This window comes from Devosia sediminis (genome assembly GCF_016411825.1).
GTDB lineage: Bacteria > Pseudomonadota > Alphaproteobacteria > Rhizobiales > Devosiaceae > Devosia > Devosia sediminis.
Genome location: NZ_JAEKMH010000003.1, coordinates 212,428 through 238,489, shown reverse-complemented (window position 1 = coordinate 238,489; position 26,062 = coordinate 212,428). Strand labels below are relative to the sequence as shown.

The window sequence follows — 26,062 nt, the reverse complement described above, 5'->3', positions numbered from 1 at the left end:
CGGGGCAGTTGAAAACCCTCAGTGTTCAAGCGCGACGCGGTCGACATGGCCCAGGTCGCGATCGGGATCGATGCGGTCGCGGACCATCTGCTTCAAGACCCTGATATCGGGGAAGCCGCCATCGCGCTTGCGCTCCCAGATCAGCTCGTCGCCGAGGCGGATTTCGAAAATGCCGCCGGTGCCGGGGATGAGCGTGACCTGGCCGAGCTCGGTGGAAAAGGTGGAGAGCAGTTCCTGCGCCATCCAGCCGGACCGCAGCAGCCAGTTGCACTGCGTGCAATAGGCGATCGACACTGCCGGCTTGTCGCTCATTTCCGCTTCTTGCCGGCTTCGGCGGGATCGACGAGGCTCGAAAGGATCTGATCCACCAGGTCGAGATCCTGCCGCTTGCCCGCAGCCTGCTGCTGCAGGTCGACGAGGTAGGAAGTGGTGTAATAAAGCCGCCGCGCCAGCATGGTGGCGATGTGGAGGCTCATTTCCGGGCGGGTTTCGAGAAAGGTCAGGGCATCGGGGATTTCATAGGCGCGCACCGCCGAGAGCGCCTTGACGGTGGCGGAATGGGGCATGTCGAGCAGCACGGCCATTTCCCCAAAGATCGAGCCGGGCTCGTCAACATGGGTGACCTGGGTGCGCTCGCGGATGACCTCCACCTGACCCTCGATCAGCACGAGAAGTTTGCCCAGGCGCTCCCCCTCGGGCAGCATGACCTGCCCGGACTTGAACCGCACTTCCGCCAGGTCCGCGCAATAGTCGAGAATATCGGCCATCGGCCTTGCCTCCAAAACCCCGCCGGACCAGTGCCCGGCTGTCTCCTGGGCGAAATCTAAAACATTGGAAGGGCAAAGCAAAGCCGCCCGGAGAAAGGCCCCGGACGGCTGTGAATGGACCGCCTAGAGCAGCTTTTCGACCGCCGGCGCGATGTCCGAGGGTTCGGTGACCGGCGCGAAACGCTCGGCCACGCGGCCATCGCGACCGACCAGGAACTTCGTAAAATTCCACTTGATGTCCTCGGTGCCGAAAATGCCGGGCGCGGAGGATTTGAGCCAGTCGTAGAGCGGGTGAGCGGCGTCGCCATTGACGTCGACGCGCTCGAACAGTGGGAAACTGACACCGTAGTTCAGCTCGCAGAACTCGGCGATCTCGGCGCTGGTCCCCGGCTCCTGTTCGGCGAACTGGTTGCAGGGGAAACCGAGAATGATGAGGCGCTGATCTTTGTATTGGCGATAAAGCGCCTCAAGCCCCTCATAATGCGGCGTGAGCCCGCATTTGCTGGCGACATTGACCACCATCACGACTTTGCCGGCATAGTCGGCCAGCGATTGCGGCTGACCGTCAAGGCGGTTGGCGGAGAAATCGGACAGGGTCTTGGTCATGGGAGCGCTCTGGATCGGGAATGATCCAGACCTAGCACACTTTGTTGCCTGGGAAATGCGAGCGCTAGACAGACACGGCTGTCACCCCGGCGAAAGCCGGGGCCCATCCTGAGATCTCGGGGATAGGCCCCGGGTCAAGCCCGGGGTGACAGACCGGGGGTAATGCGAGGTCGGGTGTGCACGGTAGACGCGACTTACCCCCACCTTCCACGCCGTCCTCGGGCTTGACCCGAGGACCACTCCAGACACGCACAATGTGCCAGTGGAAAATGGCCCTCGGGTCGAGCCCGAGGGCGGCATCGTGCTTGGACAGTCGCCTAGGCAGAACCTAGCCCTGCTGGGCGGCGAGCCAGGCGGGATCGGGGTCGATGGCCTGGATGACGTCGATCAGGATGCCATTGGGATCGGCGACGATGACGTGGCGCTGGCCAAACAGTTCGTCGCGCAGCGGCTGGGCAATGGTGACGCCCTCGGCTTCGAGGCGTTTCGCCTCGGCGGTGGCATCCTCGACATAGAAGCTGAGGATGAAGCCGGTGGTCGGCTGGCGGCCGGCTTCGGGAATGGAGTCATGAGTATAGTCGATCAGTGCCATCTCGAAGAGGCCCTCGGCATCGCCGCGCAGGTGCATGTACCAGTCGCTTTCGAAGACCGAGGTGAAGCCGAAATGGCGGCGGTAGAAGTCGGCGGTGGCAGTCACGTCGCCGACATGGATCAGGGGGAACATGCTGGTGAACTTCATCGTCTCTCTCCTTGCTTCGTCGTCACAATAGATACATACTGCATGTATCAATGTCAATAACATACAGGCAGTATGTATGCAAGAGGCAAGACGCAGCCAGGAAGAGCGCCGGGAAACCACCCGCAGGGCCTTGATGGATGCGGCGCGGACGCTGTTCGCCGAACGGGGCTATGCCGCCACCGGTACGCCCGACATCGTGGCCGCGGCCGGCGTGACGCGCGGCGCGCTCTACCACCACTTTGCCGACAAGCTGGCGCTGTTCGAGGCGGTGGTGGAGGACGAGCATCGCGCCGTGGCCGAGGCCATCACCTCGGTGGCTGACGGGGCCGAAGCTCCGCCCGACATGATCGACGCATTGGTGGCGGGGGGCGACGGCTTCCTTTCCGCCATGCAGGACGAGGGTCGACGCCGCATCATGCTGATCGACGCGCCCGCCGTTTTGGGGCGGGACCGGCTCGACGCCATCAACCAGCGCTACGGGCAGCAGACGCTGACCGAAGGGGTGCGCTGTGCGGTCGAGGCCGGCGTCCTGCGCCCTGTCGAGGTCGAACCAACGGCGCAACTCCTCGGCGCCTTGTTCGATCGCGCGGCCCTCGCGCCGGCAGGCGAGGCCGGCGCTTATCGGGCGGCGATGGAGGCGGTGATCAGGGGGTTAAGGAAGTAAAGCGAAGGCCCCCTCACCCGCCGCTGCGCGGCGACCTCTCCCCCAAAGGGAGAGGTGAAGAGTGCCGATGTGGCGGAGCGACACCTCTCCCTGGGGGGAGAGGTCGGATTGCGCAGCAATCCGGGTGAGGGGCCTTCTATAACAAAAAGAAAGCGGGGCTTGCGCCCCGCTTTTGCAGCTTCCGGTCAGGTGACCAGGAAGATGATGATGATGAGCCAGATCGGCACGCCGAGCAGCCAGAGGGCAAGACCCTTGAACATCTTTCGTCTCCTTTCCCTCGTTTAGAAGCGGCGGAACACGTCGGCGAAGACGGTGTTGTTGTCGCGGTGGTTGCCACCCTTCTGGGCTGCCCAGTAGGCGCCGATGGCGGCGACCAGCGAAGAGGCAGCGAGCAGGAAGGCGGCGATGATGGCGGTGTTGCGGGCAATCCGGGCCGCCTCGATGGCTTCCTGGCGAGCCGCCTCGACATTGGCGATCACCTGATCGACACGGGCCTGGGCTTCTTCCGGGGCAAGGCCGGTGTTGGCCGCCACGACATTGGCGAGATAGGTCCGGTCTTCGGCCGCAACCGTACCGTCACCCAGGGCCACCTGGGCAAAGATGCGGCCGGCTTCGTCGCGGGCAATGCCGGTATCGGCCGCCGGGGTTTCGCTGCGGAACAGCGTATCGACGAAGTAGGCGTTGGGATCGAGCGGATTGGCTTCGCCCTCGGCCACGTTGGAGGCCGCAACCGTTGCGGTGGCGAGAGCCGAGCCGCCCATATTGACGGCCGCGCCCACGCCGCTGATGGCAAGGATTGCACCGATGATCAGCGCGCCGGCCCAGACCAGCAGGCCATGGGCACCGTCGCGGACATCGCTTTCATCCTCGGTGGCGTCATAGTTGCGGGCCCGCAGGCGGCCCGTGACATAGCCACCGGCCATGAAGCTCGAAATCTGGACCCAGAGGAACCAGGACGCGGCCGCAATGCCGATAAGGATCGGCGACGCACCCTCGCGGGCATTGAAGTCGACGAAGTTGAGGCCGATGGCCGAGCCGAAGCTGATCAGCACCAGGGAGATCGCGGTGGCGATGACAATGCCGGCGATGATGGCTGGCCAATCGACATAGCTGGCGCGTTCGGCGCCTGCGCTGGTGGAGGTTTCAACGACCGCGATGCCGGCCGGTGTCTCTATGCTCATGTTCAGTCCTCCCGGGCCGCTCAGGCGAGGCCGATGAAGGACAGGATGGCCAGGACGATGACCACAAGACCGACGAGATAAATGATGGAGTTCATTTTAGACCCTCTTGTTGGTGACGCTAGTGATCAATCAACTGTGAGGGCCATCAATTTGTTCCCGCCCGCAGAACCGGGTTTTTGCAAAAAGAAGGCGGACGGAGGATGACCCCCGCCCGACTGTTAAGTTATTGTAAGCTATAACTACTTCAGCGCGTCGGTGACGACGGTGGTATAGGCGCCTTCGGGCGTGGCCTTGATGATCGACTGGTCGAGCAGGGCCTGCACCGTGCGGTCATAGGTTTCCATGTTGAGGGCCGGATCGTCGGCATCGACGAGCTTGGAAACCTCGCCCACCATGTAGAGCTGGTGCTCGAGGGTGGCGGCGCCGGTATCGTCCATGTCGACGACGATCTGCGCGGCCTCTTCGGGATTCTCCAGCGCGTATTGCCAGCCCTTCATCGAAGCCTTCACGAAGCGGGTATAGGCATCGACCTTGGCCGGATCGTCGAGGCTATCTTCCATGACATAGAGGCCGTCCTCGAGGAGGTCATTGCCCATCTCGGTATAGTTGAAGATGGTCAGGTTTTCCGGGCCGTAGCCGGCATCGAGCGCCTGGCCGTATTCGTTATAGGTCATGACCGAGATACAGTCCGCCTGGCCCTGGATCATCGGCTGGATGTCGAAGCTCTGCTGCAGGACGGTGACACCGCCGGCCGAACCGTCGGTCGGGATGCCTTCCTTGTTCATCCAGGCAAAGAACGGATATTCGTTGCCGAAGAACCAGACGCCCAGCGTATGGCCCGGGAAATCAGCCACTTCGGTGATGCCGGTCTCGGTGGGGCAGATCATCATCAGGCCCGAGCGCTTGAAGGGCTGGGCGATGTTGACCAGCGGCACGCCCGACTCGCGGGCTGCCATGCCGGCCGCCATCCAGGTGACGATGATGTCGGCGCCGCCGCCGGCGATCACCTGTTCGGGGGCAATGTTGGGGCCGCCGGGCAGGATGGTGATGTCGAGGTTTTCCTCGTCGTAGAAGCCCTTGGATTCAGCGACCAGGTAGCCGGCGAACTGCGCCTGGGTCACCCATTTGAGCTGGAGCGTCAGCGCGTCCAGGGCCAGGACGGCCGGGGCGGCTGACAGCGCCAGGGCGCCAGCCAGCAGACCGGTGATGATCTTGTTCATTTGTCGTTCCCTTTTTCCCTTTACGCCCGTCCACCACGGACAGACGGATGCCAGAAGGTGACGGCCCTCTCGACGAGCGCGACACCTGCGTAGAAGGCGGACCCCGCGACCGCCGCAACAGCGATCTCCGCCCAGACCAGGTCGATGGCGAGACGCCCCACCCCGGTCGAAATCCGGAAGCCCATTCCCACGACGGGCGTCCCGAAGAATTCCGCTACGATTGCGCCGATCAAGGCCAGAGTCGAGTTGATCTTGAGGGCGTTGAATATGAAGGGGCCCGCAGCGGGGAGCCGTAGCTTCATAAGGGTTTGCCAGTAGCTGGCGGCATAGGTGGTCATGAGGTCGCGCTCGATGGCCGAAGCGGCGTTGAGCCCGGCGACGGTGTTGACCAGCATGGGAAAGAAAGTCATCGCCACGACCACGGCGGCCTTGGACTGCCAATCGAAGCCGAACCACATGACCATGATCGGCGCGATGCCGATGATCGGCAAAGCCGACATGAAATTGCCGATCGGCATGACCCCGGCCTTGAGGAAAGGCGAGCGATCCACCGCAATGGCGACCGCGAGCCCCGCAAGGCACCCGATGATGTAGCCGGGGATCACCGACTTGATGAAGGTCTGGACGAAATCGGCCCAGAGCAGCGGCACTTCGGCCGTCAGCCGCGCCCAGATGGCCGATGGTGGCGGCAGCAGCACCGGCGGCACATTGGCGCCGCGCGTCACCACTTCCCAGATCACCAGCAGCGCCAGGCCGAAGAGAACAGGGATGATGAGGCCTATGCCGGTTTCGGGCAATCTGCCTCGCCTGATGGCGGCGGAAAGGCGCTCGACAAAGAGCCAAGCCAAGGCCCAGGCCGAGAACAAAGCCAGCCAATGGTGGAGCGGCATGGCCGCGCCCGGCGGCAGCGACGCGATCAGCGCCACTGCGCCCAGCAGCGCCAGCAGCAGATCGAGCCAGAGGCTCCAGGGCATGACCAGCCGGGCGAGCGACAGGGTCGCCAGGGCATAAAAGGCCGTGAGCAAAGGCGCGGCGCCCAAGGTCGGCAGGCCGGCGAGAAGCCCGGCAAGCCCGGTGCCGGCGGCAACCAGCGCGAGGTAGAGCTGGAGGCTCGAAAGATCGCTTCTCATGCCCGTGCCCCCATGCGGCGATTGACCAGGCGCTCGGCGCTGCCGACCAGGGCCACAAGGATGGCGGCAAGGCCCGCGGCGATGAACAGCGCCGCCCAGATCTGCACCGTCTGGCCGTTATAGGACCCGGTGAGGAGACGCACGCCGAGGCCGCCGCCCGAGGCATTGGACAGCTCGGCCACAACGGCGCCGATCAGCGAAATGGCGATGCCCACCTTCATCGAAGCAAAGAGGAAGGGCATGGCAGCGGGCCAGCGCAGTTTCCAGAACACCTGCCAGGGCGAGGCGTCGTAGGTGCGCATCAGGTCAAGCTGGATGTTTTCCGGCGAGCGCAGGCCCTTGACCATGCCGACGACCACCGGAAAGAAGCTGAGATACATCGAAATCAGTGCCTTGGGCACGAGGCCCGTCAGCCCAACTGCCCCCAGGCCCACCACAACCATGGGCGCCACGGCGAGAATGGGAATGGTCTGGCTGGCGATGATCCAGGGCATGAGCGAGCGGTCGGACGCATCATTGTGGATGATGGCCACGGCCAAGAGCACGCCGAGTGCCGTGCCGAAGGCAAAGCCCAGAAGCGTTGCCGAAAGGGTGATCCAGCCATGATAGGCCAGCGAGCGTTTGGACGAAAGCTCCAGCGCCACGGTGGCATTCCAGATTTCGGTAATCACCTGATGCGGCGCCGGCAGCACCGGCTTGTCCTGCGCCCAGGTCTGCTGGGCAAAGGTGGTGAAGGGCACCTCGGTCAGATCGGCGCGCGTATTGAGCGTCGTCTGCCAGGGCGCGTTCATATGCACCGCCATGGCATACCAGAAGAGGAGGATGGCGAGGAGGATGGTGAGGACGGGGAGGATGCGGGTCATGGGCGCGGTCCAAACACCGTTGTGTAGGCCCCGTCGTACCCTCCCCCTTGAGGGGAGGGTAGCGTCGCTCGGCCAAAGGCCGAAGCAGAGCTAGGGTGGGGGTGTCGACGTCCCCCATGCATGCGGAGTTCGGAGTGAACATCGACACCCCCACCCCAACCCCTCCCCTCAAGGGGGAGGGGCTCAAGGCCCGCTGTCCAATTCGCATCAGGAGCCACTACACATGCTCCCCGTCATAGCTATGCCCTGCCCGCAGCCCATCGCGCACCCTGGCCGCGATGGCCAAAAACTCGGGCGTCTCTCTGATATCGAGCGGACGCTCCCTTGGCAGCGTCGATTCGATCACGTCCGTCACCCGGCCCGGGCGCGGCGACATGACCACGATCTTGGTCGAAAGGTAGACCGCCTCGGGAATGGAGTGGGTGACAAAGCAGATGGTCTTCTGCGTCCGATCCCAGAGCTTCAAGAGTTCGGAATTGAGGTGGTCACGGACGATTTCGTCCAGGGCGCCGAAGGGTTCGTCCATGAGGAGAAGATCGGCGTCGAAGGCGAGCGCGCGGGCAATGGAAGCGCGCTGCTGCATGCCGCCCGAAAGCTGCCAGGGATATTTCTTCTCGAAGCCCGAAAGGTTGACGAGGTCCATGGTGCGCTTGATGCGCTCGGCCTGCTGCGCCGGCGCATAGCCCATGATTTCGAGCGGCAGGGCGATGTTCTTTTCGATCGTTCGCCAGGGGTAGAGCGCCGGCGCCTGGAACACATAGCCATAGGCCCGCGCCCGGCGCGCCTCTTCGGCGCTCATGCCGTTGATGGTCAAGGTGCCGGACGTGGGCTTTTCGAGATCGGCAATGGTGCGCAGAAACGTGGTCTTGCCGCAGCCCGATGGGCCGATGAACGAAACGAAATCACCTTTGTTGATGGTGAGATTGACGTCGCTCAGCGCCACTACGTCGCCATCGCCGGTCGGAAAGGTCAGGCCGAGATGTTCGGCACGGACGACGGCGGGGCCGGTGTCCTTTGCAAATGAAGTTTCAATCACGGTATCGGACACTGGCGCTCTGCCTTTCAAGTCTTATGCGGCCGAGGGTAGCCGGAGCCTCTGGTGCTCCCCCGGTTGACGAATTGCTTCTGCGACGACCTTGCAAGCGGCGTGCCGAACGGCCGGTGCGCAGCGCCGGCGCGCTCCGTCCCGGTTTCCTCCCTCGCCACTGCCGCTTTCTTGGTCATCGTGCCCCAATCACACCCCGGTCGCCGGAATGCCCGTCCGTTCGACCTTGCGCGGTGCGACCAGTTCCTTCCACTGGCTCAGCGCCCGGTTCACAGGGTTTTTCGCTTCGCGGGCGACAAACTTGCCGTGGCCCGGCTCGGCCTTCACTTCGTTCTCGACGATGGACACCTTGCCCCGGCTGAGGACAAAGCGCGGCAGACCGGTGACTTCAAAACCTTCGAAGACATTGTAGTCGATGACCGACTGCTGCGATTTCGCCGAAATGGTCTTTTTCCGCTTGGGGTCCCAGACCACGAGATCGGCATCGGCCCCGACCATGACCGCACCCTTTTTGGGATACATGTTGAGGATCTTGGCGATATTGGTCGAGGTCACCGCGACGAATTCATTGGGCGTCAGGCGGCCGGTATTGACGCCTGCCGTCCACAGAACTGGCAGGCGATCTTCGAGCCCGCCCGTGCCGTTCGGGATCTTGGCAAAATTGCCGACGCCGAACCGCTTCTGCTCGGAGGTGAAGGCGCAGTGGTCGGTCGCGACGCATGAGAGCGAGCCCGACTGCAAACCGGCCCAGAGCGAATCCTGATGCTGCTTGTTGCGGAAGGGCGGCGACATCACGCGCCGCGCCGCATGGTCCCAGTCAGGATTAAAGTATTCGCTTTCGTCTAGCGTGAGGTGCTGGATCAGCGGCTCGCCATAGACGCGCATGCCCTTTTGGCGGGCCCGGCGGATGGCTTCATGCGCCTGCTCGCAGGAGGTGTGGACGACATAGAGCGGTACGCCCGCCATGTCGGCGATCATGATGGCGCGATTGGTGGCTTCGCCCTCGACCTCGGGCGGCCGCGAATAGGCATGGCCTTCGGGGCCGTTATTGCCCTCGGCGAGGAGCTTGGCGGTCATGGCAGCAACCACGTCGCCGTTTTCGGCATGGACGAGCGGCAGCGCGCCGAGCGCGGCGCAGCGCTGGAACGAGGCGAACATCTCGTCGTCATTGACCATCAGCGCGCCCTTATAGGCCATGAAATGCTTGAACGAGGTGATGCCGCGATCGACCACTTCGGCCATTTCGTTGAACACCTGTTCCCCCCACCAGGTGATGGCCATGTGGAACGAATAGTCGGCCGCTGCCTTGCCGGTCTTGTTGTCCCACATCTTGAGGGCTTCAAGCAGCGACTGGTCCGGATTGGGCAGGCAGAAATCGACCACCATGGTCGTCCCGCCCGCGAGCCCTGCCCGTGTGCCACTCTCAAAGTCGTCCGCCGAATAGGTGCCCATGAACGGCATTTCGAGATGGGTGTGCGGATCAATGCCGCCCGGCATAATGAGACAGCCGGTGGCATCCAGGGTCTCGTCACCGGAAAGGTTCTTGCCGATCTCGACGATGACATCGCCGTCGATAAGGACGTCGGCTGCGTAGGAGAGGTCGGCGGTGACGACGGTGCCGTTCTTGATGACTGTGCTCATGGATTCCCTCTTGATGCTGAGGCCCCCTCATCCGTCTCGCCCTGCGGGCGAGCCACCTTCTCCCCAGGTGGGAGAAGAACGGACCGTGCCTGATTGAGAAATTGTGCGCCGGCGGCAGCGCGAACGCCTCTTATTCCTCTCCCACTCGGGGAGAGGGTGGCCGGAGCGAAGCGGAGGTCGGGTGAGGGGGATCCCTCGATCACCCCCAGGATCAATTCACAAACCGTGTCGCGATGCTTGAGCACTTCATCGTTCCAGAAGCGAAGCACCGAATAGCCTTCGGCATTGAGGAAGGTGGTCCGGTTTTCATCCGCCATATTGCCAGCGTGCTGGCCGCCATCGAGTTCGACAATCAGCGCTGCCTCGCGACAGGCGAAATCGGCAATGTAGGGCCCGACCGCGAATTGCCGGTTGAACTTCAGCCCGCTCAATCCCCGATTGCGCAGCACGTACCAGAGCCGGTTTTCGGCGTCGGATGCATTTTTGCGCAACTGTCGGGGGCGGGTGTTCACCTGTAATCCCCCTCACCGACTCGGCTGCGCCGAGCCACCTCTCCCCGAGAGGGAGAGGAATAAGAGGCGTAGGCCGGGCCATTCTTCTCCCTCTCGGGGAGAAGGTGGCGCGGAGCGCCGGATGAGGGGGATGTTGAAACGAGAGATAATTTCACTCTACCACCCCCGCCGTTTCCACTACCGCGTGGAACAGCACGTCGGCCCCGGCGGTCGCCCAGTCCTTGGAAATCTCTTCGGCTTCGTTGTGGCTGAGGCCATCGACACACGGGCACATGATCATTGTCGCTGGCGCCACCTTGGCGGCCCAGCAGGCGTCGTGGCCGGCGCCAGAAATGACGTTCATGTGGCTGTAGCCGAGCCGCTCGGCGGCGGCGCGGACACGGCCGACCAGCGTCGGATCAAACGTCACCGGATCGAAGTGGCCGATGGCTTCCACGGCGCAGCCGACGCCGATCTCGGCGCAGATTTCGGCCGCGCGTTTCTCGATCTCGGCGCGCATGCGGTTGAGTTTTTCGATGTCGGGCGAGCGGATATCGACGGTGAACATCACCTTGGCCGGCAGGACATTGCGCGAATTGGGCGTGAACTTTACCTGCCCCACGCCGCCGACGGCGCCGGGCTGGGCGGCCATGGCCACCTCCTGCACCATTTCCATGATGCGGGCCATGGCCAGACCCGCATTGACGCGCATTGTCATGGGTGTCGAGCCGGTATGGGCTTCCTTGCCGGATAGCGTGAATTCGAGCCACCAGAGGCCCTGGCAATGGGTGACGACGCCGATCTGCTTGTCCTCCGCTTCGAGGATCGGGCCCTGCTCGATGTGATATTCGAAATAGGCGTGCATCTTGCGCGCCCCGACCTCTTCGTCGCCGACCCAGCCGATGCGGTTGAGCTCATCGCCGAAGGTTTTGCCGTCCATGTCGGTGCGCGCATATGCATGCTCGAGGGGGATAACCCCGGCAAAGACGCCCGAGGCCAGCATGGCCGGGGCAAAGCGGGCGCCTTCCTCATTGGTCCAGTTGGTGACGACGATGGGATGCCTGGTCTTGATGCCCAGGTCGTTCAAAGAGCGGACGACTTCGAGGCCGGCGAGCACGCCCAGCACGCCGTCATATTTGCCGCCGGTGGGCTGGGTATCGAGATGCGAGCCGACATAGACCGGCAGCGCATCGGGATCGGTCCCCTGGCGCGTCATGAACATGGTGCCCATCTGGTCGACACCCATGGTGAGCCCCGCCTCCTCGCACCAGCGCTGGAACAGCGCGCGGCCTTGCTTGTCCTCGTCGGTCAGCGTCTGGCGATTGTTGCCGCCCGCAACGCCAGGGCCGATCTTGGCCATTTCCATCAGGCTCTCCCAGAGCCGATCACCATTGATGCGAAGGTTTTCACCGGGAGAAGTCATGTCTTGCTCTTGATACGAGTTGGTCAAAGAAAAGACCCCGCCGTCGCAAAGCGAGGCGGGGTCCATTGTGCTACTTCACGCTGGGGAAGCTGAATTCGGCGCCGCCCTTGATGCCGGCGGGCCAGCGGGTGGTCACGGTTTTGAGCCGCGTGTAGAAATGCACGCCTTCGGGTCCGTAGATGGAATGATCGCCGAACAGCGAGCGTTTCCAGCCGCCGAAGGAGTGGTAGGCCACCGGCACCGGGATCGGCACGTTGATGCCGACCATGCCGACCTCGATCTTGTCGGCGAATTCGCGCGCGGCGTCGCCGTCGCGGGTGAAGATGGCCGTGCCGTTTGCGTATTCGTGGCCTTGGATCAGGTCGACGGCGTCCTTGAAGCTGTCGCGGCGCACCACCGACAGCACCGGCCCGAAGATTTCCTCGCGGTAGATCTTCATGTCCGGCTCGACATTGTCGAACAGCGTGCCGCCGACATAATAGCCGTTCTCATAGCCCTGCAGCTTGAAGCCGCGCCCGTCGACCACGAGCTTGGCGCCTTCTTCGACGCCACTGTCGATATAGCCCACGATCTTGTCACGATGCATTTTGGTGACGACAGGACCCATTTCGGCGTCCTTGTCGGTGGCCGGGCCGATCTTGAGTGATTCAACGCGCGGCTTCAGCTTGGCGATCAGCGCGTCGGCCGTGTCCTTGCCCACCGGCACGGCCACGGAAATGGCCATGCAGCGCTCGCCGGCCGAACCGTAACCGGCGCCCATCAGCGCATCGGCCGCCTGATCGAGATCGGCATCGGGCATGATGATCATGTGGTTCTTGGCGCCGCCCAGCGCCTGCACCCGCTTACCGGCCTTGGTGCCGCGCTGGTAGACATATTCGGCGATGGGCGTGGAGCCCACGAAGCTGACGGCCTTGATATCGGGATGGTCGAGAATGCCGTCGACCATTTCCTTGTCGCCGTGGACGATATTGAGGATGCCCTCTGGCAGACCCGCCTCCATGAAGAGGTTCCAGGCCAGCATCGGGGCGGACGGGTCGCGCTCGGAGGGCTTGAGGATAAAGGCATTGCCGCAGGCAATGGCGGCCGGATACATCCACATCGGCACCATGGCCGGGAAGTTGAACGGGGTGATACCGGCGACGACGCCGAGCGGCTGGCGGTCGGAATAGCTGTCGATCGAGGGGCCGACATTGCGCGAAAATTCGCCTTTAAGAAGTTGAGGGATGCCGCAGGCGAAATCGACGCAGTCGATGCCGCGCGCCACTTCGCCCAGCGCATCGTCATGGACCTTGCCGTGTTCTTTCGAGATCTCGCGCGCCAGGTCATCGGCATATTGATCGAGCAGCGCCTTGAACTTGAACATGACGCGGGCGCGCTTCATCGGCGGGGTATTGCCCCAGGCCACCTGTGCCTTGACGGCCGAGGCCACGGCCGCGTTCAGTTCGTCCATGGTCGAGAGCGGCAATTCGGCGCCCTGCTCGCCGGTGGCTGGATTGAACACCGGGACGCGGCGGGTGGACGCGGAAACGTAGCGTTTGCCGGAAACGGCGTTTTCGATGACATGCATCAGGGTTTCCCCTCCAATTCGGGAACATTCATTCTATATTCTTGTGTATAGAATTTTCGTTCCATTCTAGTCCAGCGTCTTCAGAATGCCCGCCAGCTTGGTGACGATTTCGTCAATCTGGCTTTCCGAGATGATCAGCGGCGGCGAGAGCGCGATGATGTCGCCCGTGGTGCGGATCAGCAGGCCCTGTTCGAAAGCCTTCAAAAAGGCCGAGAAGGCGCGCTTGGTGGGCTGCCCGTCGATGGGCTGCAGTTCGATGGCGCCGACAAGGCCGATATTCCTGACGTCGATGACATGCGGCAGGCCCTTGAGGGAATGCAGCGCCTCTTCCCATTTCGGCGCGAGGTCCGCACCGCGGGTGAGGAGGCCCTCTTCCTTGTAGGTTTCGAGCGTGGCGAGACCGGCGGCCGAGGCCACCGGATTGCCCGAATAGGTGTAGCCGTGGAAGAACTCGATCAGGTGCTCGGGGCCCTGCATGAAGGTGTCGTGGATATCGGCCGAGACCATCACCGCGCCCATGGGGATGACACCATTGGTGAGGCCTTTGGCCGTCACCATGATGTCCGGGACGACGCCGAAATAGTCGGCGCCGAAAGGCGTGCCGAGGCGGCCATAGCCGGTGATGACTTCGTCGAAGATCAGCAGGATGCCGTGCTTTTTGGTGATCTCGCGCAGGCGCTGGAGATAGCCCGCGGGCGGAATCAGGACGCCGGTCGAACCGGCCACCGGCTCGACGATGACGGCGGCGATGGTCGAAGCGTCATGGAGGGTGACGATGCGTTCGAGCTCGTCGGCTAGGTCCGCGCCATGCGGCGGCAGGCCCCTGGAGAAGGCGTTTTTCGCCAGGTTATGGGTATGCGGCATGTGGTCGACGCCGGTCAGCAGCGTGCCGAACATCTTGCGATTGGTGACGATGCCACCTACGGAAATGCCGCCGAAATTGACGCCGTGATACCCGCGCTCGCGGCCGATGAGCCGTGTGCGCGAACCTTCGCCCTTCACCTTGTGATAGGCGAGGGCAACCTTGAGCGCCGTCTCGACCGATTCAGAGCCGGAATTGGTGAAGAGCACGTGATCGAGCCCGTCGGGCGTCAGGTCGACCAGCCGGTTGGCCAGTTCGAACGCCTTGGGGTGGCCCATCTGGAAGGCGGGGGCATAATCGAGTTCGGCCGCCTGGTTGGCAATGGCCTCGACAATCCTGGGGCGCGCATGGCCGGCATTGCAGCACCAGAGCCCCGCGGTCCCGTCGAGCACCTGCCGCCCATCGGCCGTGGTGTAGTGCATGTCCTTGGCCGCCACGAACATGCGCGGGGCCTTCTTGAACTGCCGGTTTGCCGTGAAGGGCATCCAGAACGCGCTGAGATCGTTCGGCGCAACGTTGGACGAAGTGGACACGAAACTCTCGCTCCCGATGTTTTTGCTCCGGTCACCGATTGGCTCTTGACGGACCGTCCCGAACCCCGGAAATTTTGACCAGTTGGAAAAATGTTAGCATCCCTATACTTTCCCGCAAGGCGAAAATGGCCCCTCGAAAACTGAATGCCGCCGACCCGGCGCCGGCCTCGGTCAAGCGCCAGCACAAGGCCGATGCCAGGGCCGCGTCGAGCCATCCGCCGGCCCGGCCGCGGCCGCTCACCCGCATCCAGAAGGAAAAGCAGGACATTATCCTCGAGGCAGCGCTGGAAGTGTTTTCGCTGCACGGGTTTCGCGGCGCGACCATCGACCAGATCGCCACCCAGGCGGGGATGAGCAAGCCCAACCTGCTCTATTATTTCCCGAAGAAAGAAGAGATTCACCGCCGCCTGATCTCAGCCCTGCTCGACACCTGGCTGGCGCCCCTGCGCGATTTCGACGAAAGCGGCGACCCCTTCACCGAGATCCGTTCATATATCCGCCGCAAGCTCGAAATGGCGCGCGACTTCCCGCGCGAAAGCCGGCTCTTCGCCAATGAAATGCTGCAGGGCGCGCCGCGCATCGCCGAGATGATCGAGGTGGATCTGAAGGCGCTGGTGGACGAAAAGGCCAAGGTGCTGCTCACCTGGATGGACCAGGGGCGCCTCTCCCGCGCCGATCCCTATCACCTGATCTTTTCCATCTGGGCGACGACCCAGCATTATGCCGATTTCGACGTGCAGGTGCGGGCGGTGCTGGGAAAAGGCCGCAATGGCGAAGGGCGGTTCGAGGATGCCGCGCGGTATCTCGAACAGCTATTCATGCACGGCCTCACCCCGAAGCCACGGGTGGGGGTGTAGGGGTAAAGGGGTAAAGGGCGAAGGAAGGGGGCGCTTATAGCTGGCGATACGGAGACTAACGCACACTCGAACGTTCCGACAGGTCCAAGACAAACCAACCTTAGTCGCCTTCAGTTCTCTTATTGTTCTGTTTGTTGAGACTCTTGTACCCAGTGGGTTTATTATCAGCACATGAACAACTCCATTGCTGATTCGATTGCCTACCGAGACGAGCTGGTGGTTCCGACGAAGTGCTTCGAGGTGAAATCTGTCTTCCATGAAGAACCAGATCGCGAAATCGTACGGGAAATACTAGATTGGGTACGGTCAACAGGGCTTCCACATGAGTGGCGCGGACACACTCACACTAAGCCGCCCGCTGACGGCCCCGCACCCAAATACCTTGATGAGTTTGATGTTCCCACGGGCGGACGAAACGTGCACGCCGTTGCGCCTTGTCCTTGCTGCTCTCCCCTAAAAGCCAAATACAAGCGAGGCGGGAAGATCGCATGGTTCCCCCAAGAGGGTGTAATTCGGCTCATAGGACCAGAGTGCTATAAGTCGCTTAACGCTATGGGCCATCGCGAAGCAATGGCAGAGTTAGTGGCGCGACGTAAGCGCGAGCAAGGAATTCGATACCTGTCAGACAGTCTGCCGCGTTTGTTGGCGATCTCCGACGCATTCAAAGAAGTCCGAAAGATTGCCTATGGTGTAGATAGCCTGCGGTCAGAAATTCAACAAGCACCAGCTTTGCAAAACCTGCCTCTGTGGGACCATTGCTCGCAAGGAGTATTGTCAATTTTCGAGCGTCGCACTGAAGTCACTATCAACAAGGATGGTGAAATTGAACGACGCGAAGTGGACGCGAAGATAGCCTATGCTTCATTGCGAGGCTTTAGGATTTTAGATCCGATGGCCAGATCGTTCGATATGACCTTGAATAACATCAAGTTCGGTCTCTCACGCATCATCGACCAAATCACGACGCATCCTGATGTGTCCTCCTGGACAGACGAGGACCGCAGACAGGCATTGAGCAGTTATAACCGTACGAGGCGCGACATGAGATTGGTGGACCAACTCAACGACCTTCAACAGTTCGTCGGGGTAATCGCGTTGCCCACACTCAAACGCTGGGGTGTCCACCCGGGGGCGACGTTGCCGATCCACGTTGAGCGGATTGGTGCCGATCTGCGGATCGGTAGCAGCCCGAGCAATTGGATCAAAGTCGATATTCCCAAGAGCGTGGAGTCAGACGTGCCAAGTATCTCAGATATCGATCCGGGCGTCGAAGCAGCTTAGGCAACATAGCCAAACCCTCCAAATACCCCGCCCCGGCATAGTCGCATCGCTAGACTGTCAGTTGCGTCCCAGTCTTAGGAAGCTGGTATCCTGTGCCGCCTCAACCGCATCTTTTGCGCAAATTATTGTTCTGCTCGCAACCGCTGTAGGGTACGCGCAGGCTCCATCGTGCGCCGCACCCCCGCCTCCCCTGCAAAGCAAAACGCCCCGCCCTCGAGGTCCTTGGCCTGATAGAGCGCCCTGTCGGCGAGCTTGAGCAGGGCGTCGGCGGGATGGTCCAGGCCCTTTTCGACGATGCCGAGGCTGATGCCGACGGAGACGTTCTGGCCCACGACATGGAGCGGGCGGTTGACGGCCGCGATGCAGTCGCGGGCCAACTGGGTCAGCGCCGGGCGCCCGTCGCCGCGCCTGACGATGGCGACGAATTCGTCGCCGCCGATGCGGGCCAGGAATTCGCCCGGTTGCAGTTGCGCGGCGAGACGCTTGCCCACTTCGACCAGCGCCAGGTCGCCGGCATGGTGACCGAAAAGATCGTTGACCGGCTTGAAGCGATCGAGATCAAGCGCCAGCACTGAAAAGCGCTGTCCGGCGCCGGCGAGCCGCGCCAGTTCGGCTTCGAGCGCGCGGAGATTGGGGAGGCCGGTGAGGTGATCGCGCAGGGCCTGGTGCCGGGCCTCGAGGCGCTGGCTCTCGATGCGCCTGACATGGCGCAGCATGAGGAGGAGGCAGGCCATCACACCGCCGATCATGGTGAGGATCAGCGGCACGCGCACCGGAGCGTGGGTGCGGAGCAGGACAAGGCCGGGGCGGTCCGAAGTCCAGACCAGGAATTGCCCGCCACGCGGCCCGTTGAGGAGCGGAATGGACTGGGCATAGGGCTCGCGCGACGCGGCGGGGGCGATCTCAAGGCCACCCAGGCCGGCAATATTGCCCAGAGCGAGGACCGCAGCGGCCATGTCGTTCTCGGGCACATGGGGCAGGATATCGGCAATGCGCGCGGCACGCGCCCGCTCCTCGGCCATGGACATGGCGTCGGTGGTCGCCATGACATGCATGACCGAGGTAAACAGCGCGAGGCCTGCCAGCAGCGCAAAGACTACCGCCCCCAGCACCAGCAAGCGGATGGGCCGAAGCGCCCTTGCCGGATCGTCCTCCGGCAGGGACAGAATGGGATCTGGTCTTTTCAAGTGCGATTGCCCCGCGTCCGCCCCCATAGTAACCGGCAAAGGTTGGCAACGGGTTACGAGGCCAGCGCTTTTCTAGTCGGCGGGCGCGCGCCGGGCGATCAGCGCCAGCATCCGCCCTTCCGGATCGGGGAAGAAAGCCAGCCACTCCTCAGTGCCATCGGCATGGCGATGCACCATGCGGGGCGCCTGCGTGAACGTCACGCCCCGCCCTTCCAGCGCCGCATGAACAGCCACGATATCGGGCACAGTAAAATAGAGGATGGATTCCGGCCCAGCGTCCTCGGCCTGTTGCAGGTAGAGCCTGATGCCCCCGAGATCGAAAAAGGCCATGCCGGGAAAGCTCATGAGCGGCGCGAGGCCCAGCACGTCGCGATACCACGCCGTGGCCGCGTCGATGTCGCGCACGCTGCGGGCGATCTGGCCTATCGGGCCCAGGGAGACTTGTGCGGTCATGTGACACTCCTTTGCCGGCAAGCCAGCATAGTCCCCCGGCCCCATGGCGTCTGCCACCGTTGCTACCGGTCCTTAACTGCGGATCGGCCATGGTGCGGCAAGCCGCCGAAAGGATTTTCAGGTGCCCATCGACGAGACAAGGACGCTGACGCGACGGGACTGGCTGTGGCTCCTTGCCGTCTGGTGCATCGCCATCGGCACGATGGTGGGCCGCGGCGTCTTCGCCAATGCCGGCGGGCCGCTGTTTCTCGATACCGATGATGCCATGCGCATGGTGGTGGCGACAGATTTCCTCCATGGCCAGGGCTGGTACGATCTGGTCCAGCACCGGCTCAACACCCCCTATGGCGCGGAAATTCACTGGTCGCGCCTCCTCGACCTGCCGCTGGCGGGTCTCGTCTACCTCGCCTCGCTGTTCGTCGACCTCCATTCGGCCCAGACCGTGACCGGCGCCATCTGGCCGCTGCTGCTGCTCGGCGTGCTGCTCTGGCTCAGCGCCAGGGTGACGCTGGAGCTGGTGGGGCGCGAGGGTCTCTTGCCGGCGCTGGTTCTGCCCATCCTCAGCCCTGCCGTATTGGCCGAGTTCACGCCGGGCCGGGTGGACCACCACAATGTCATCATCCTGCTCACGCTCGGCATGCTGCTCGCCAGCCTCGTGGCGCTGCGCCGCCCCGTGGGCGCGTGGCTGGCCGGGCTGCTGGCCGCCACCGCCATGGCCGTGGCGCTGGAAGCGGCGCCGCTCATCGTGGCCACCATCCTGGCCTTCGGCCTTGCCTATGTGGCCGACCCGGCACGATCGGCCAATCTCCGGCGCTTCGGCCTCGCCTTTGGCGGTGGCATGGTTCTCCACCTCATGCTGGCGCGGCCGCCGACGCGCTGGTTCGAGGCGGCCTGCGACATGATCTCGCCGGTCTATGTCTTTGCCGCGCTCCTCGTCGGTCTCGCCTATCTGCTGGTGTCGCTGCTACCCGCGCCTCGCCATTCCCTGGTCCGCCTGGCGCTGCTTGGCGTCCTTGGAAGCGGCGCTGCGGTGGGCGTGGCGCTGGCTGCGCCGCAATGCCTCCGAGGGCCCTATGGCGGGCTTGACCCCTGGCTGCAGGACAACTGGATTGCCGCCATTGTCGAGGCAAAGCCCTGGCACGTATCGCTGGGGGAACTGCCGGTCTATGGCATCGTCGTCGGCCTGCCGGTGTTTCTGGGTCTCGCCGCTGCGGTGCTGGCCTTCTGGAAGACGCCGGAAAAGCGCCTCCCTTGGCTGACGCTGATCATTTTCCTCGCTGGCGCCACTCTGGTCATGCTGACCCAGATCCGGGGCGCGCGCCTTGCCATCATGCCCACCCTTCCGGCCGCCGCCTGGCTGATCGTGATGGCGCGCCACCACTATCTCGAGCGCCAGCGCATCGTGCCGGCTCTGGGGCTCGTCCTTTCCTGGCTGGCCTTTTCCGGCGTCATTCTCAGCGTCATCGTCAGCCAGGCGCTGACCCTTCTGCCCGATGGCCGCGCCCAGGCAGTGAGCCAGGCGCGCGCCAGCAAGCTGCCTTGCCTTGTCTCGGAGAGTTTTGTCGGACTCAATACGCTGGAGCCGGCGCGGATCATGGCCCCGATCGATCTCGGTTCGCATCTGCTGCTCGAAACCGGCCATGCCGTGGTGGCGGCGCCCTACCATCGTAACGAAGCCGGGGTGCTCGATGCCTTCCGCTTCTTCAACCGGCCGGTGGAGGAAGCGCGCGCCATGGCAGCCGAGCGCGGCCTGACGCTGCTGGTCACCTGCCCCGCCATGCCGGAAATGCGCGGCCCGGGCCTCAAGGAGCCCGATACGATCCTCAGCCTCCTCGCCGCCGGCACTCCGCCGGAATGGTTGTCGGAAATCCCCCAGGAGGGGCCGCTCAGGGTTTTTGCGATCGCACCCTAAAGGCCGAGTTCGCTGCGGAGCCTCTTGCCGAGCTTGCCGGACACCAGCCGATGCGCTTCGGTGATATAGGCCCTTATATCGTCCTCGCTCAGCGCGCTCTCGTGGCTGATGGCCACCCAGCCGGCGCGGGCGAAATAGGGCGCGGGGCGAATGCCGTCCATGTCCACCATCAGGTCATAGGACATGTCCGAAACCTTGAGCCAGATCTCGCCCGGATCGCGATCAAGGAGGCAGAAGATCTTGCCCCCGACCTTGGCCACCGAGTCGTCGCGCCACTGATGCACGATCGTCGCCGATGGCAGCGACAGCACGAAGGCTTCAAACTGCGGCCGGTGCATGATGGGCAGATGCGTCATTGATAATGCCAACAGTCCGCTAGCAAATTGGGCGCGGCGGAGGCTCCGTCGCGCCCTTGAGGCGTGTTACTGCGCGGCGACGCCAAGCCCGATCGGGCAACTGACGCCGGTGCCAGCCAAGCCGCAATAACCATTGGGGTTCTTGGCCAGATACTGCTGATGATAGGTCTCGGCATAGAAGAACGGGCCGGCTTCGCCGATCTCAGTGGTGATGGCCCCGAGACCGCGGTGGCGCAGCGCCCCCTGGTAGGCGTCGCGGGATTTCGCAACGATTTCAGCCTGTTGCGGCGTGGTCGTATAGATGGCCGAGCGATACTGGGTGCCCACATCATTGCCCTGGCGCATGCCCTGGGTGGGATCGTGCTCCTCCCAGAAGGTCTTGAGCAGGGTTTCGAGCGAAATCACCTTGGGGTCGTAAACGACCTTGACCGCTTCGGTATGGCCGGTCTGGCCCGAGCAGACTTCTTCATAGGTCGCGTTGGGCGTGTGGCCGCCCTGGTAACCTACCGCAGTCACGACGACGCCGGGCAGTTTCCAGAACAGGCGCTCGGCGCCCCAGAAGCAGCCGAGCCCGAAATAGGTGGTCTCGCTGCCCTCGGGATAGGGGCCCTTGAGGGGTGCGCCATTGACGAAATGGTTCGTGGCTACAGGCATTTCGGTGGTCCGGCCGGGGAGGGCGGCGGCAGCATCGGGAATGGTGGTCGGCTTTTGGCGGAAGAACATGTGTTGCTCCTTTCAGCCTTCTATTCGCAGGCAAAGCGGCCGAAGTTACGGCGTCAGATCTGTTCCTGGCGCAGAAAGCGCTCGCGGCGCGGACGGCGGCCCGCCAGCGCCAGCACCACGCCCGGCACGCCCAGCACGGCAAAGGCGGGATAGGTCATCAGCGCGGCCAGCGCGACGGCCAGCAGATCGGCAAAGAACCGGCTTTCGAAAAAGCCGTTGACTGCATCGAGGCTGGCCGGATGCATTTGTGTCCAGGCCTGGCCAAGGCTGGTGAAGACCAGCGCATTGGCAGCCAGGGACTTGGTCCCATCCATGACAAGGAAGATCAGCGCCAGGCCGATCAGCCAGGTGCCCAATATTCGCAATAGCAGCCGCATCCACATTCCCTGTGCCTGTCCGAGATCAATCGAACCGCCTCTGGTTCGTTCCATGCCAAGCACGGACCCGTTGTGACACGGCGCGGCCCCGCTTCACAAGGTGGCGGCGGGGGATAAAACAGTGCGGACAGGCCGGGACAAAACAATGCGTATGGACCCCAAGTGATCCCTTGCGCCCGCGACTTTGATGGGTATATTGCGCCTCGCTCGCAGCGGCCCCTTCGGGGTGCCGCGATCCCGGCCTTTCCAGACCGGGCGAAAGCGATGCGGAGAGGTGGCCGAGTGGTCGAAGGCGCACGCCTGGAAAGTGTGTAGACGGGGAACCGTCTCAAGGGTTCGAATCCCTTTCTCTCCGCCACTCATCCCCAATACCTAGCGAAATGCACTGGCTGTTCGAGCATTGGCGAGCCCGGACGAGGTCAGCCGCCGTGGGTTGAAGATCAAATCCAAACATCCGCCCTTGGTCATGTGCTTGATCTGCCTGTACCGACAGTTGTAGCTTTACACTAGGCCGTCCCTGCCGAACCTGCCGCCGGGTTGAAGGGGACGCACTTTCGAACTGCCCTGCGACGACCTCACTGGTGGTCGATGCGTAATCGGCGGACTTCGACCGTTAAAGGAGAGGTTCGTCATGCCCTTCGGCACCACGCCCTTCACGCGCGCGCACGTTTCGGATCTGAAGAGCGCCATTCGCGATCGGTATCCCGAGATCAAATCGTCCCATGTCGACGAAGCGATCGCCTTCGGGTTTGGCTTCGACACCTATGCGGCATTGCTGCCCGTGCTGATCATGGCCGACCAGACAAGTTGCCTGACTGCGCAACTGGTGCCGGACTGGTTCGCGGTGCGGCTGGCGCAGCACGGCTATGATCCGATGCGATATGCCGACCTTCGACATATCCTCTGGAGTTCGGTCCCGGAAACGAGACCGGCAGCCAAACACCGGCAGGAGGCCGCCAGAGACATGTTCAGGCCCAGACCAGCAAACGACAGCTGACGCGTTCGTCGATTTCGGCCGGTGGGTCCGAGATGGCGCAACATTTTCGAGGTGCCTGGAGGAGGCGCCCAAGAAGCTGGCGCAGCCGCCAGGCGCGCCAGCTCGAAGACAGTTGATCTCGCCTAGCCCAGGAGCCCTGCCAGCGCGCTGTCGATGCGCGCCTTCTGCTCGTCGCTGACATGCTCCATGGGCGACTTGGGATAGTACATGGCGATACCCTGACGATGCTGGGCATATTTGGTGCAAGCCGGCAGGTTGTCATGGGTGAATGCGTTGTAGAGCGCACCCAGCTTGAAGTGCAGATCCTTGGCCAGGTCGTAGTCCTTGGCTTCCACTGCGTTCCAGAGCTTGACCACCGCGGCGGGGGCGGCTGCGGTCAGGGCGGTGATGGCGCCGTGGGCACCGAGCGAAAATGCCGGATAGAGCATGGCGTCGATGCCGGTGATGATGATGTTTTCCGGCTTGAGACGCATCAGCAAGTCGGAAACCGACTTGAGGTCGCCATTGCTCTGCTTCATGCCGACGACGCCTGGCACCTCATCCATGATCCGCAGCATCAGATCGACGCTGAGGTAATTCCACTGGATGACGTTGTAGATGAGGATGGGAATGTCGGTCTTGTCGGCGATCGCCTTGAAGTGGTCGATGGTGGCCTGTGCGCCGGGCTTGAAGAGATAGTGGACCGGGGTGACCTGCAGGGCATCGACCTTGAGTCCATCCAGCATGTTCACGCGGTCAATGGCTTCCTGCGTGCTGTTGACGATCAGTCCGGCGAGCAGGCCACCGCGCCCCTTGAGGGCGTCGGACGAAGCGCGCATGGAGGTCTCGAATTCCTCGCGGTTGAGCGTGTGGCCTTCGCCGGTGCTGCCGCCGATGACGATTCCGCGGGCGCCCGCATCCATGATGAAATCGACCTGTTCGGCAAAGCCGCCTGCGTCGAGCTTGCCGTCCTTGCCGAACGGGCTGGTGATGGGCGGCAGGATGCCGGTGATGGCGTGGCGTTGCTCGGCGGATAGTGCGGACAAGTCTCTTCTCCCTTGCGTCAAACCGTATCCCGAATAGCGGGATTTAAATCCGGATATGAGATGATGTACCAGCGGTGATGCGCGGCGTCAATTTGCCTTCGCATCCATCGGCTTCGCGACGCTATTGTGCTGCGACAGGCGATTGTCTATTCCGGATAGCGGGAAACGGCGGAGCCACACATGTCCGAAAGCAAAGCGTCCGGCGAGGAAAATCTCAAGTCGCTGAACAAGGTCGCAGCGATCCTCGACTGCTTTTCAACCACGCACCGGGCCATGTCGCTCGCCGATATCTGCAAGCAAACCGGCTATCCACGCAGCACGACGCATCGGCTGCTCGCCTCCATGCGGGAAGTTGGTCTGTTGGATCAGGATCGGGAGCGGGAACGCTACCGCCTGGGCATCAAGCTCTTCGCCTACGGCAATATCGTGCTCGCCAACATGGATCTGCATCGGGAAGCCCGCCCCTATGCCGAGGCACTCGGCCGGATGACCGGACTATCGGTGCACCTGGCGGTCTTTGGCGGAGAAAGAGCCGTGGTGATTCACCGGGCCGAACCGGCGCCGGGCGGCCTGACACCCCTCAACCTGCTGGAAAATGCACCGGTTCACTGCACCAGCATCGGCAAGGCGATCCTGGCTTACCAGCCCGAGCCGATCCTGGAACGGGTCATCGAAGCAGGATTACCGCGCTACACCGACTCGACGATCACCACGGGCGATGCCCTGCGTCACGAACTCGAAACGGTGCGGATGCGCGGCTATGCCGTCGACAATGGCGAGCACCAGCCCGGCCTGCGCTGCATCGGCGCGCCGATCCGCGACCAGTTCGGCCGGGTCTTTGCCAGCATCAGCGCGACCGGCTCGGCCATGCAGTCGCCGATCGAACGAGAAGCTTCGGTCGCCGCGATGGTGATGCACCATGCCGGCCAGATATCGAGCCATCTCGGTTACAGCCAAGCCGCTCAATAGCGGTATTGACATGTCCGCTTCGTTGAATGATGTTCCGGTATCCGGGATTTATTCCTGAATAACCGACATGCAAGGAGGCGTGTCGGATTTTGATTGGGAGGACATGACAATCATGAAGAAGACACTGGCCGGCCTAGCGGCATTTTTGATGATGGGCTCGATGGCCCTTGCCCAGGAATATACCGTTCGCCTGCCGAACGTGGACCCGCCGCTCTCCAAAGTTGGCGAGCTGACCTATCCGAACCATACCTATGCGATGATGCGCACCTTCAAGGATGCGCTGGAAAGCCTTTCGGGTGGTCGGATCGCCGTCGAACTCTATCCCAGCGGCACGCTTGGTGACCTTCGCGAAAACCTGGAGGCCGTTCAGGCCGGCGTGCTGGAAGCAGCGACGCCCAACGAAGCCACGGTCTCCGGCTTTTTTCCCAAGATCCAGCTGACCACCATTCCCTATGTTTTCCCCAATGCCGTCGTGGCCTGGGATGTGCTTGATGGTGAATGGGGCGATGCCCTGTTCGACGAAATGGCGGCCACCACCGGTCTTCGCGCCGTCGCCATTGGCGAGAATGCCGGGTTCCGCATCTGGGCCAACAACGTTCGCCCCGTGGTTGCCCCCGCCGACATGGAAGGCCTCAAGATCCGCACCATGGAAATCACCGCGCACCAGGAGATGGTGTCGAGCCTTGGCGCACTGCCGACGGCTATTCCGTGGCTCGAAGTCTATGGCGCCTTGCAGACCGGCGTCGTCGACGGCGCGGAACTGCCGATCATCGGCACTCTTCAGCAGAACCTCCAGGAAGTGCTGAAATACGCGACCATCGACCAGCACGTTTACAGCCTCGTCTTCATCGTCGTGAACGAGCAGTGGTTCCAGGACCTGCCGCCGGAACTGCGCGAGGCCGTGGTCCTGGCCGGACGCCAGGCTGCCGTGGCGGGTCGTGGTCTGTCGCAGACGCTGGTCAGCGATGTGATCGAGGAATTCCGCGCGCGCGGCGTTGAGATCACCTCCTCGAGCCCTGAACAGATCGCGGCTTTCCGTGAAACGGCCCAGCCCCGCGTGCTCGAATGGATGGTCGGCCAGTTCGGCCAGGATCAGGTCGACGGCTTCATGAACGCCGTCGAATCCGCCGAAGCTGAACTCTCGGTCGAATAAGCCGCATAGCAAGGCGGGCAGGCTGCATTGCCTGCCCGCC

The 26,062-nt window shown here is 62.9% G+C and carries 27 protein-coding genes and 1 tRNA gene; 8 read left to right on the top strand and 20 right to left on the bottom strand.

Features of this window, described 5'->3' with window-relative positions:
• Nucleotides 1-18: 18 nt before the first annotated feature.
• The 4 genes from JEQ47_RS14230 to JEQ47_RS14215 form a co-directional block, all read right to left on the bottom strand.
• The gene (locus JEQ47_RS14230) at nucleotides 19-312 is read right to left on the bottom strand and encodes an Rdx family protein (RefSeq protein ID WP_198877100.1); all 294 of its coding nucleotides are present in this window, start codon (nucleotides 310-312) and stop codon (nucleotides 19-21) included.
• Nucleotides 309-767, bottom strand: coding sequence for a Crp/Fnr family transcriptional regulator (locus JEQ47_RS14225; protein ID WP_198877099.1), 459 nt, complete (start codon nucleotides 765-767; stop codon nucleotides 309-311). The genes JEQ47_RS14230 and JEQ47_RS14225 overlap by 4 nt, the downstream gene beginning before the upstream one ends.
• Before the next feature lie 123 nt (nucleotides 768-890).
• Nucleotides 891-1,373, bottom strand: coding sequence for a glutathione peroxidase (locus tag JEQ47_RS14220; protein ID WP_198877098.1), 483 nt, complete (start codon nucleotides 1,371-1,373; stop codon nucleotides 891-893).
• Between the two features lie 328 nt (nucleotides 1,374-1,701).
• Nucleotides 1,702-2,112, bottom strand: a complete 411-nt coding sequence (locus tag JEQ47_RS14215) for a VOC family protein (protein ID WP_198877097.1) — start codon at nucleotides 2,110-2,112, stop codon at nucleotides 1,702-1,704.
• Nucleotides 2,113-2,188: 76 nt separating this feature from the next.
• Here JEQ47_RS14215 and JEQ47_RS14210 point away from each other — a divergent pair, with 76 nt between their 5' ends.
• Nucleotides 2,189-2,776, top strand: coding sequence for a TetR family transcriptional regulator (locus JEQ47_RS14210; protein WP_198877096.1), 588 nt, complete (start codon nucleotides 2,189-2,191; stop codon nucleotides 2,774-2,776).
• A 281-nt stretch (nucleotides 2,777-3,057) separates the two neighbouring features.
• Here the strand turns inward: JEQ47_RS14210 and JEQ47_RS14205 are convergent, their stop codons facing one another.
• The 10 genes from JEQ47_RS14205 to aptA form a co-directional block, all read right to left on the bottom strand.
• Nucleotides 3,058-3,957 carry a hypothetical protein gene (locus tag JEQ47_RS14205; protein ID WP_198877095.1) on the bottom strand — a complete coding sequence of 300 codons (900 nt, stop codon included), beginning with the start codon at nucleotides 3,955-3,957 and terminating at the stop codon, nucleotides 3,058-3,060.
• Nucleotides 3,958-4,196: 239 nt separating this feature from the next.
• Entirely contained in the window at nucleotides 4,197-5,177 is a 981-nt protein-coding gene (locus JEQ47_RS14200; RefSeq protein WP_198877094.1) for an ABC transporter substrate-binding protein, read from the bottom strand.
• A gap of 20 nt (nucleotides 5,178-5,197) precedes the next feature.
• A complete protein-coding gene (locus JEQ47_RS14195) occupies nucleotides 5,198-6,307 on the bottom strand; it encodes an ABC transporter permease (RefSeq protein WP_198877093.1) in 1,110 nt (369 codons plus the stop codon).
• Entirely contained in the window at nucleotides 6,304-7,170 is an 867-nt protein-coding gene (locus tag JEQ47_RS14190; RefSeq protein ID WP_198877092.1) for an ABC transporter permease, read from the bottom strand. Before JEQ47_RS14190 ends, JEQ47_RS14195 begins: the two co-directional genes overlap by 4 nt.
• 217 nt (nucleotides 7,171-7,387) lie before the next feature.
• Nucleotides 7,388-8,218, bottom strand: coding sequence for an ABC transporter ATP-binding protein (locus JEQ47_RS14185; protein ID WP_328769094.1), 831 nt, complete (start codon nucleotides 8,216-8,218; stop codon nucleotides 7,388-7,390).
• A gap of 186 nt (nucleotides 8,219-8,404) precedes the next feature.
• The gene (gene hydA / locus JEQ47_RS14180; protein ID WP_198877091.1) at nucleotides 8,405-9,856 is read right to left on the bottom strand and encodes a dihydropyrimidinase; all 1,452 of its coding nucleotides are present in this window, start codon (nucleotides 9,854-9,856) and stop codon (nucleotides 8,405-8,407) included.
• Nucleotides 9,853-10,368 (bottom strand): endonuclease domain-containing protein, encoded by a 516-nt coding sequence (locus JEQ47_RS14175; protein WP_198877090.1) that lies wholly within the window; start codon nucleotides 10,366-10,368, stop codon nucleotides 9,853-9,855. Before JEQ47_RS14175 ends, hydA begins: the two co-directional genes overlap by 4 nt.
• A gap of 151 nt (nucleotides 10,369-10,519) precedes the next feature.
• A complete protein-coding gene (locus tag JEQ47_RS14170; RefSeq protein ID WP_198877089.1) occupies nucleotides 10,520-11,770 on the bottom strand; it encodes a Zn-dependent hydrolase in 1,251 nt (416 codons plus the stop codon).
• 70 nt (nucleotides 11,771-11,840) lie between these two features.
• Nucleotides 11,841-13,337, bottom strand: coding sequence for a CoA-acylating methylmalonate-semialdehyde dehydrogenase (locus tag JEQ47_RS14165; protein WP_198877088.1), 1,497 nt, complete (start codon nucleotides 13,335-13,337; stop codon nucleotides 11,841-11,843).
• Between the two features lie 66 nt (nucleotides 13,338-13,403).
• Nucleotides 13,404-14,684 carry an omega-aminotransferase AptA gene (aptA, locus tag JEQ47_RS14160; protein WP_198877363.1) on the bottom strand — a complete coding sequence of 427 codons (1,281 nt, stop codon included), beginning with the start codon at nucleotides 14,682-14,684 and terminating at the stop codon, nucleotides 13,404-13,406.
• A 173-nt stretch (nucleotides 14,685-14,857) separates the two neighbouring features.
• Here aptA and JEQ47_RS14155 point away from each other — a divergent pair, with 173 nt between their 5' ends.
• Entirely contained in the window at nucleotides 14,858-15,589 is a 732-nt protein-coding gene (locus JEQ47_RS14155; RefSeq protein WP_198877087.1) for a TetR family transcriptional regulator C-terminal domain-containing protein, read from the top strand.
• 171 nt (nucleotides 15,590-15,760) lie between these two features.
• The gene (locus JEQ47_RS14150; RefSeq protein ID WP_198877086.1) at nucleotides 15,761-16,870 is read left to right on the top strand and encodes a hypothetical protein; all 1,110 of its coding nucleotides are present in this window, start codon (nucleotides 15,761-15,763) and stop codon (nucleotides 16,868-16,870) included.
• A 122-nt stretch (nucleotides 16,871-16,992) separates the two neighbouring features.
• Here JEQ47_RS14150 and JEQ47_RS14145 read toward each other — a convergent pair whose 3' ends face one another.
• Nucleotides 16,993-18,057 carry a GGDEF domain-containing protein gene (locus JEQ47_RS14145; protein ID WP_198877085.1) on the bottom strand — a complete coding sequence of 355 codons (1,065 nt, stop codon included), beginning with the start codon at nucleotides 18,055-18,057 and terminating at the stop codon, nucleotides 16,993-16,995.
• Nucleotides 18,058-18,129: 72 nt separating this feature from the next.
• Nucleotides 18,130-18,510 carry a VOC family protein gene (locus JEQ47_RS14140; RefSeq protein ID WP_198877084.1) on the bottom strand — a complete coding sequence of 127 codons (381 nt, stop codon included), beginning with the start codon at nucleotides 18,508-18,510 and terminating at the stop codon, nucleotides 18,130-18,132.
• A gap of 121 nt (nucleotides 18,511-18,631) precedes the next feature.
• Here JEQ47_RS14140 and JEQ47_RS14135 point away from each other — a divergent pair, with 121 nt between their 5' ends.
• Nucleotides 18,632-20,422, top strand: a complete 1,791-nt coding sequence (locus JEQ47_RS14135) for a hypothetical protein (RefSeq protein ID WP_198877083.1) — start codon at nucleotides 18,632-18,634, stop codon at nucleotides 20,420-20,422.
• Here JEQ47_RS14135 and JEQ47_RS14130 read toward each other — a convergent pair.
• The 3 genes from JEQ47_RS14130 to JEQ47_RS14120 all read right to left on the bottom strand — a co-directional run bounded on the left by JEQ47_RS14130 (nucleotide 20,419) and on the right by JEQ47_RS14120 (nucleotide 21,878).
• Nucleotides 20,419-20,778, bottom strand: coding sequence for an MmcQ/YjbR family DNA-binding protein (locus tag JEQ47_RS14130; RefSeq protein WP_198877082.1), 360 nt, complete (start codon nucleotides 20,776-20,778; stop codon nucleotides 20,419-20,421). The two genes, JEQ47_RS14135 and JEQ47_RS14130, sit on opposite strands and share 4 nt — an antisense overlap.
• A gap of 66 nt (nucleotides 20,779-20,844) precedes the next feature.
• The gene (msrA, locus tag JEQ47_RS14125; RefSeq protein ID WP_198877081.1) at nucleotides 20,845-21,501 is read right to left on the bottom strand and encodes a peptide-methionine (S)-S-oxide reductase MsrA; all 657 of its coding nucleotides are present in this window, start codon (nucleotides 21,499-21,501) and stop codon (nucleotides 20,845-20,847) included.
• Between the two features lie 53 nt (nucleotides 21,502-21,554).
• A complete protein-coding gene (locus tag JEQ47_RS14120; protein ID WP_198877080.1) occupies nucleotides 21,555-21,878 on the bottom strand; it encodes a hypothetical protein in 324 nt (107 codons plus the stop codon).
• Between the two features lie 268 nt (nucleotides 21,879-22,146).
• On the opposite strand from JEQ47_RS14120, the gene JEQ47_RS14115 reads away from it, so the two are divergent.
• Both JEQ47_RS14115 and JEQ47_RS14110 read left to right on the top strand, forming a co-directional pair.
• Nucleotides 22,147-22,236, top strand: a tRNA-Ser gene (locus JEQ47_RS14115).
• A 273-nt stretch (nucleotides 22,237-22,509) separates the two neighbouring features.
• Nucleotides 22,510-22,875, top strand: a complete 366-nt coding sequence (locus tag JEQ47_RS14110) for a hypothetical protein (protein ID WP_198877079.1) — start codon at nucleotides 22,510-22,512, stop codon at nucleotides 22,873-22,875.
• A 122-nt stretch (nucleotides 22,876-22,997) separates the two neighbouring features.
• On the opposite strand, the gene JEQ47_RS14105 is transcribed toward JEQ47_RS14110, so the two are convergent.
• Nucleotides 22,998-23,900 carry a dihydrodipicolinate synthase family protein gene (locus JEQ47_RS14105; RefSeq protein WP_210338024.1) on the bottom strand — a complete coding sequence of 301 codons (903 nt, stop codon included), beginning with the start codon at nucleotides 23,898-23,900 and terminating at the stop codon, nucleotides 22,998-23,000.
• Nucleotides 23,901-24,080: 180 nt separating this feature from the next.
• On the opposite strand from JEQ47_RS14105, the gene JEQ47_RS14100 reads away from it, so the two are divergent.
• Nucleotides 24,081-24,869: an IclR family transcriptional regulator gene (locus tag JEQ47_RS14100; RefSeq protein WP_198877078.1), complete on the top strand. Its 789-nt coding sequence runs from the start codon at nucleotides 24,081-24,083 to the stop codon at nucleotides 24,867-24,869.
• A gap of 112 nt (nucleotides 24,870-24,981) precedes the next feature.
• Nucleotides 24,982-26,022 (top strand): DctP family TRAP transporter solute-binding subunit, encoded by a 1,041-nt coding sequence (locus JEQ47_RS14095; RefSeq protein ID WP_198877077.1) that lies wholly within the window; start codon nucleotides 24,982-24,984, stop codon nucleotides 26,020-26,022.
• Nucleotides 26,023-26,062: the final 40 nt, after the last annotated feature.

Coding starts and splice junctions, on each gene's coding strand:
- JEQ47_RS14100 (WP_198877078.1), top strand. CDS start 24,081: ATGTCCGAAAGCAAAGCGTCCGGCGAGGAAAATCTCAAGTCGCTGAAC.
- JEQ47_RS14095 (WP_198877077.1), top strand. CDS start 24,982: ATGAAGAAGACACTGGCCGGCCTAGCGGCATTTTTGATGATGGGCTCG.
- JEQ47_RS14230 (WP_198877100.1), bottom strand. CDS start 312: ATGAGCGACAAGCCGGCAGTGTCGATCGCCTATTGCACGCAGTGCAAC.
- JEQ47_RS14225 (WP_198877099.1), bottom strand. CDS start 767: ATGGCCGATATTCTCGACTATTGCGCGGACCTGGCGGAAGTGCGGTTC.
- JEQ47_RS14170 (WP_198877089.1), bottom strand. CDS start 11,770: ATGACTTCTCCCGGTGAAAACCTTCGCATCAATGGTGATCGGCTCTGG.
- JEQ47_RS14110 (WP_198877079.1), top strand. CDS start 22,510: ATGCCCTTCGGCACCACGCCCTTCACGCGCGCGCACGTTTCGGATCTG.
- JEQ47_RS14190 (WP_198877092.1), bottom strand. CDS start 7,170: ATGACCCGCATCCTCCCCGTCCTCACCATCCTCCTCGCCATCCTCCTC.
- msrA (WP_198877081.1), bottom strand. CDS start 21,501: ATGTTCTTCCGCCAAAAGCCGACCACCATTCCCGATGCTGCCGCCGCC.
- JEQ47_RS14215 (WP_198877097.1), bottom strand. CDS start 2,112: ATGAAGTTCACCAGCATGTTCCCCCTGATCCATGTCGGCGACGTGACT.
- JEQ47_RS14130 (WP_198877082.1), bottom strand. CDS start 20,778: ATGACGCATCTGCCCATCATGCACCGGCCGCAGTTTGAAGCCTTCGTG.
- hydA (WP_198877091.1), bottom strand. CDS start 9,856: ATGAGCACAGTCATCAAGAACGGCACCGTCGTCACCGCCGACCTCTCC.
- JEQ47_RS14165 (WP_198877088.1), bottom strand. CDS start 13,337: ATGCATGTCATCGAAAACGCCGTTTCCGGCAAACGCTACGTTTCCGCG.
- JEQ47_RS14195 (WP_198877093.1), bottom strand. CDS start 6,307: ATGAGAAGCGATCTTTCGAGCCTCCAGCTCTACCTCGCGCTGGTTGCC.
- JEQ47_RS14120 (WP_198877080.1), bottom strand. CDS start 21,878: ATGCGGCTGCTATTGCGAATATTGGGCACCTGGCTGATCGGCCTGGCG.
- JEQ47_RS14155 (WP_198877087.1), top strand. CDS start 14,858: ATGGCCCCTCGAAAACTGAATGCCGCCGACCCGGCGCCGGCCTCGGTC.
- JEQ47_RS14200 (WP_198877094.1), bottom strand. CDS start 5,177: ATGAACAAGATCATCACCGGTCTGCTGGCTGGCGCCCTGGCGCTGTCA.
- aptA (WP_198877363.1), bottom strand. CDS start 14,684: ATGCCCTTCACGGCAAACCGGCAGTTCAAGAAGGCCCCGCGCATGTTC.
- JEQ47_RS14210 (WP_198877096.1), top strand. CDS start 2,189: ATGCAAGAGGCAAGACGCAGCCAGGAAGAGCGCCGGGAAACCACCCGC.
- JEQ47_RS14150 (WP_198877086.1), top strand. CDS start 15,761: ATGAACAACTCCATTGCTGATTCGATTGCCTACCGAGACGAGCTGGTG.
- JEQ47_RS14140 (WP_198877084.1), bottom strand. CDS start 18,510: ATGACCGCACAAGTCTCCCTGGGCCCGATAGGCCAGATCGCCCGCAGC.
- JEQ47_RS14205 (WP_198877095.1), bottom strand. CDS start 3,957: ATGAGCATAGAGACACCGGCCGGCATCGCGGTCGTTGAAACCTCCACC.
- JEQ47_RS14220 (WP_198877098.1), bottom strand. CDS start 1,373: ATGACCAAGACCCTGTCCGATTTCTCCGCCAACCGCCTTGACGGTCAG.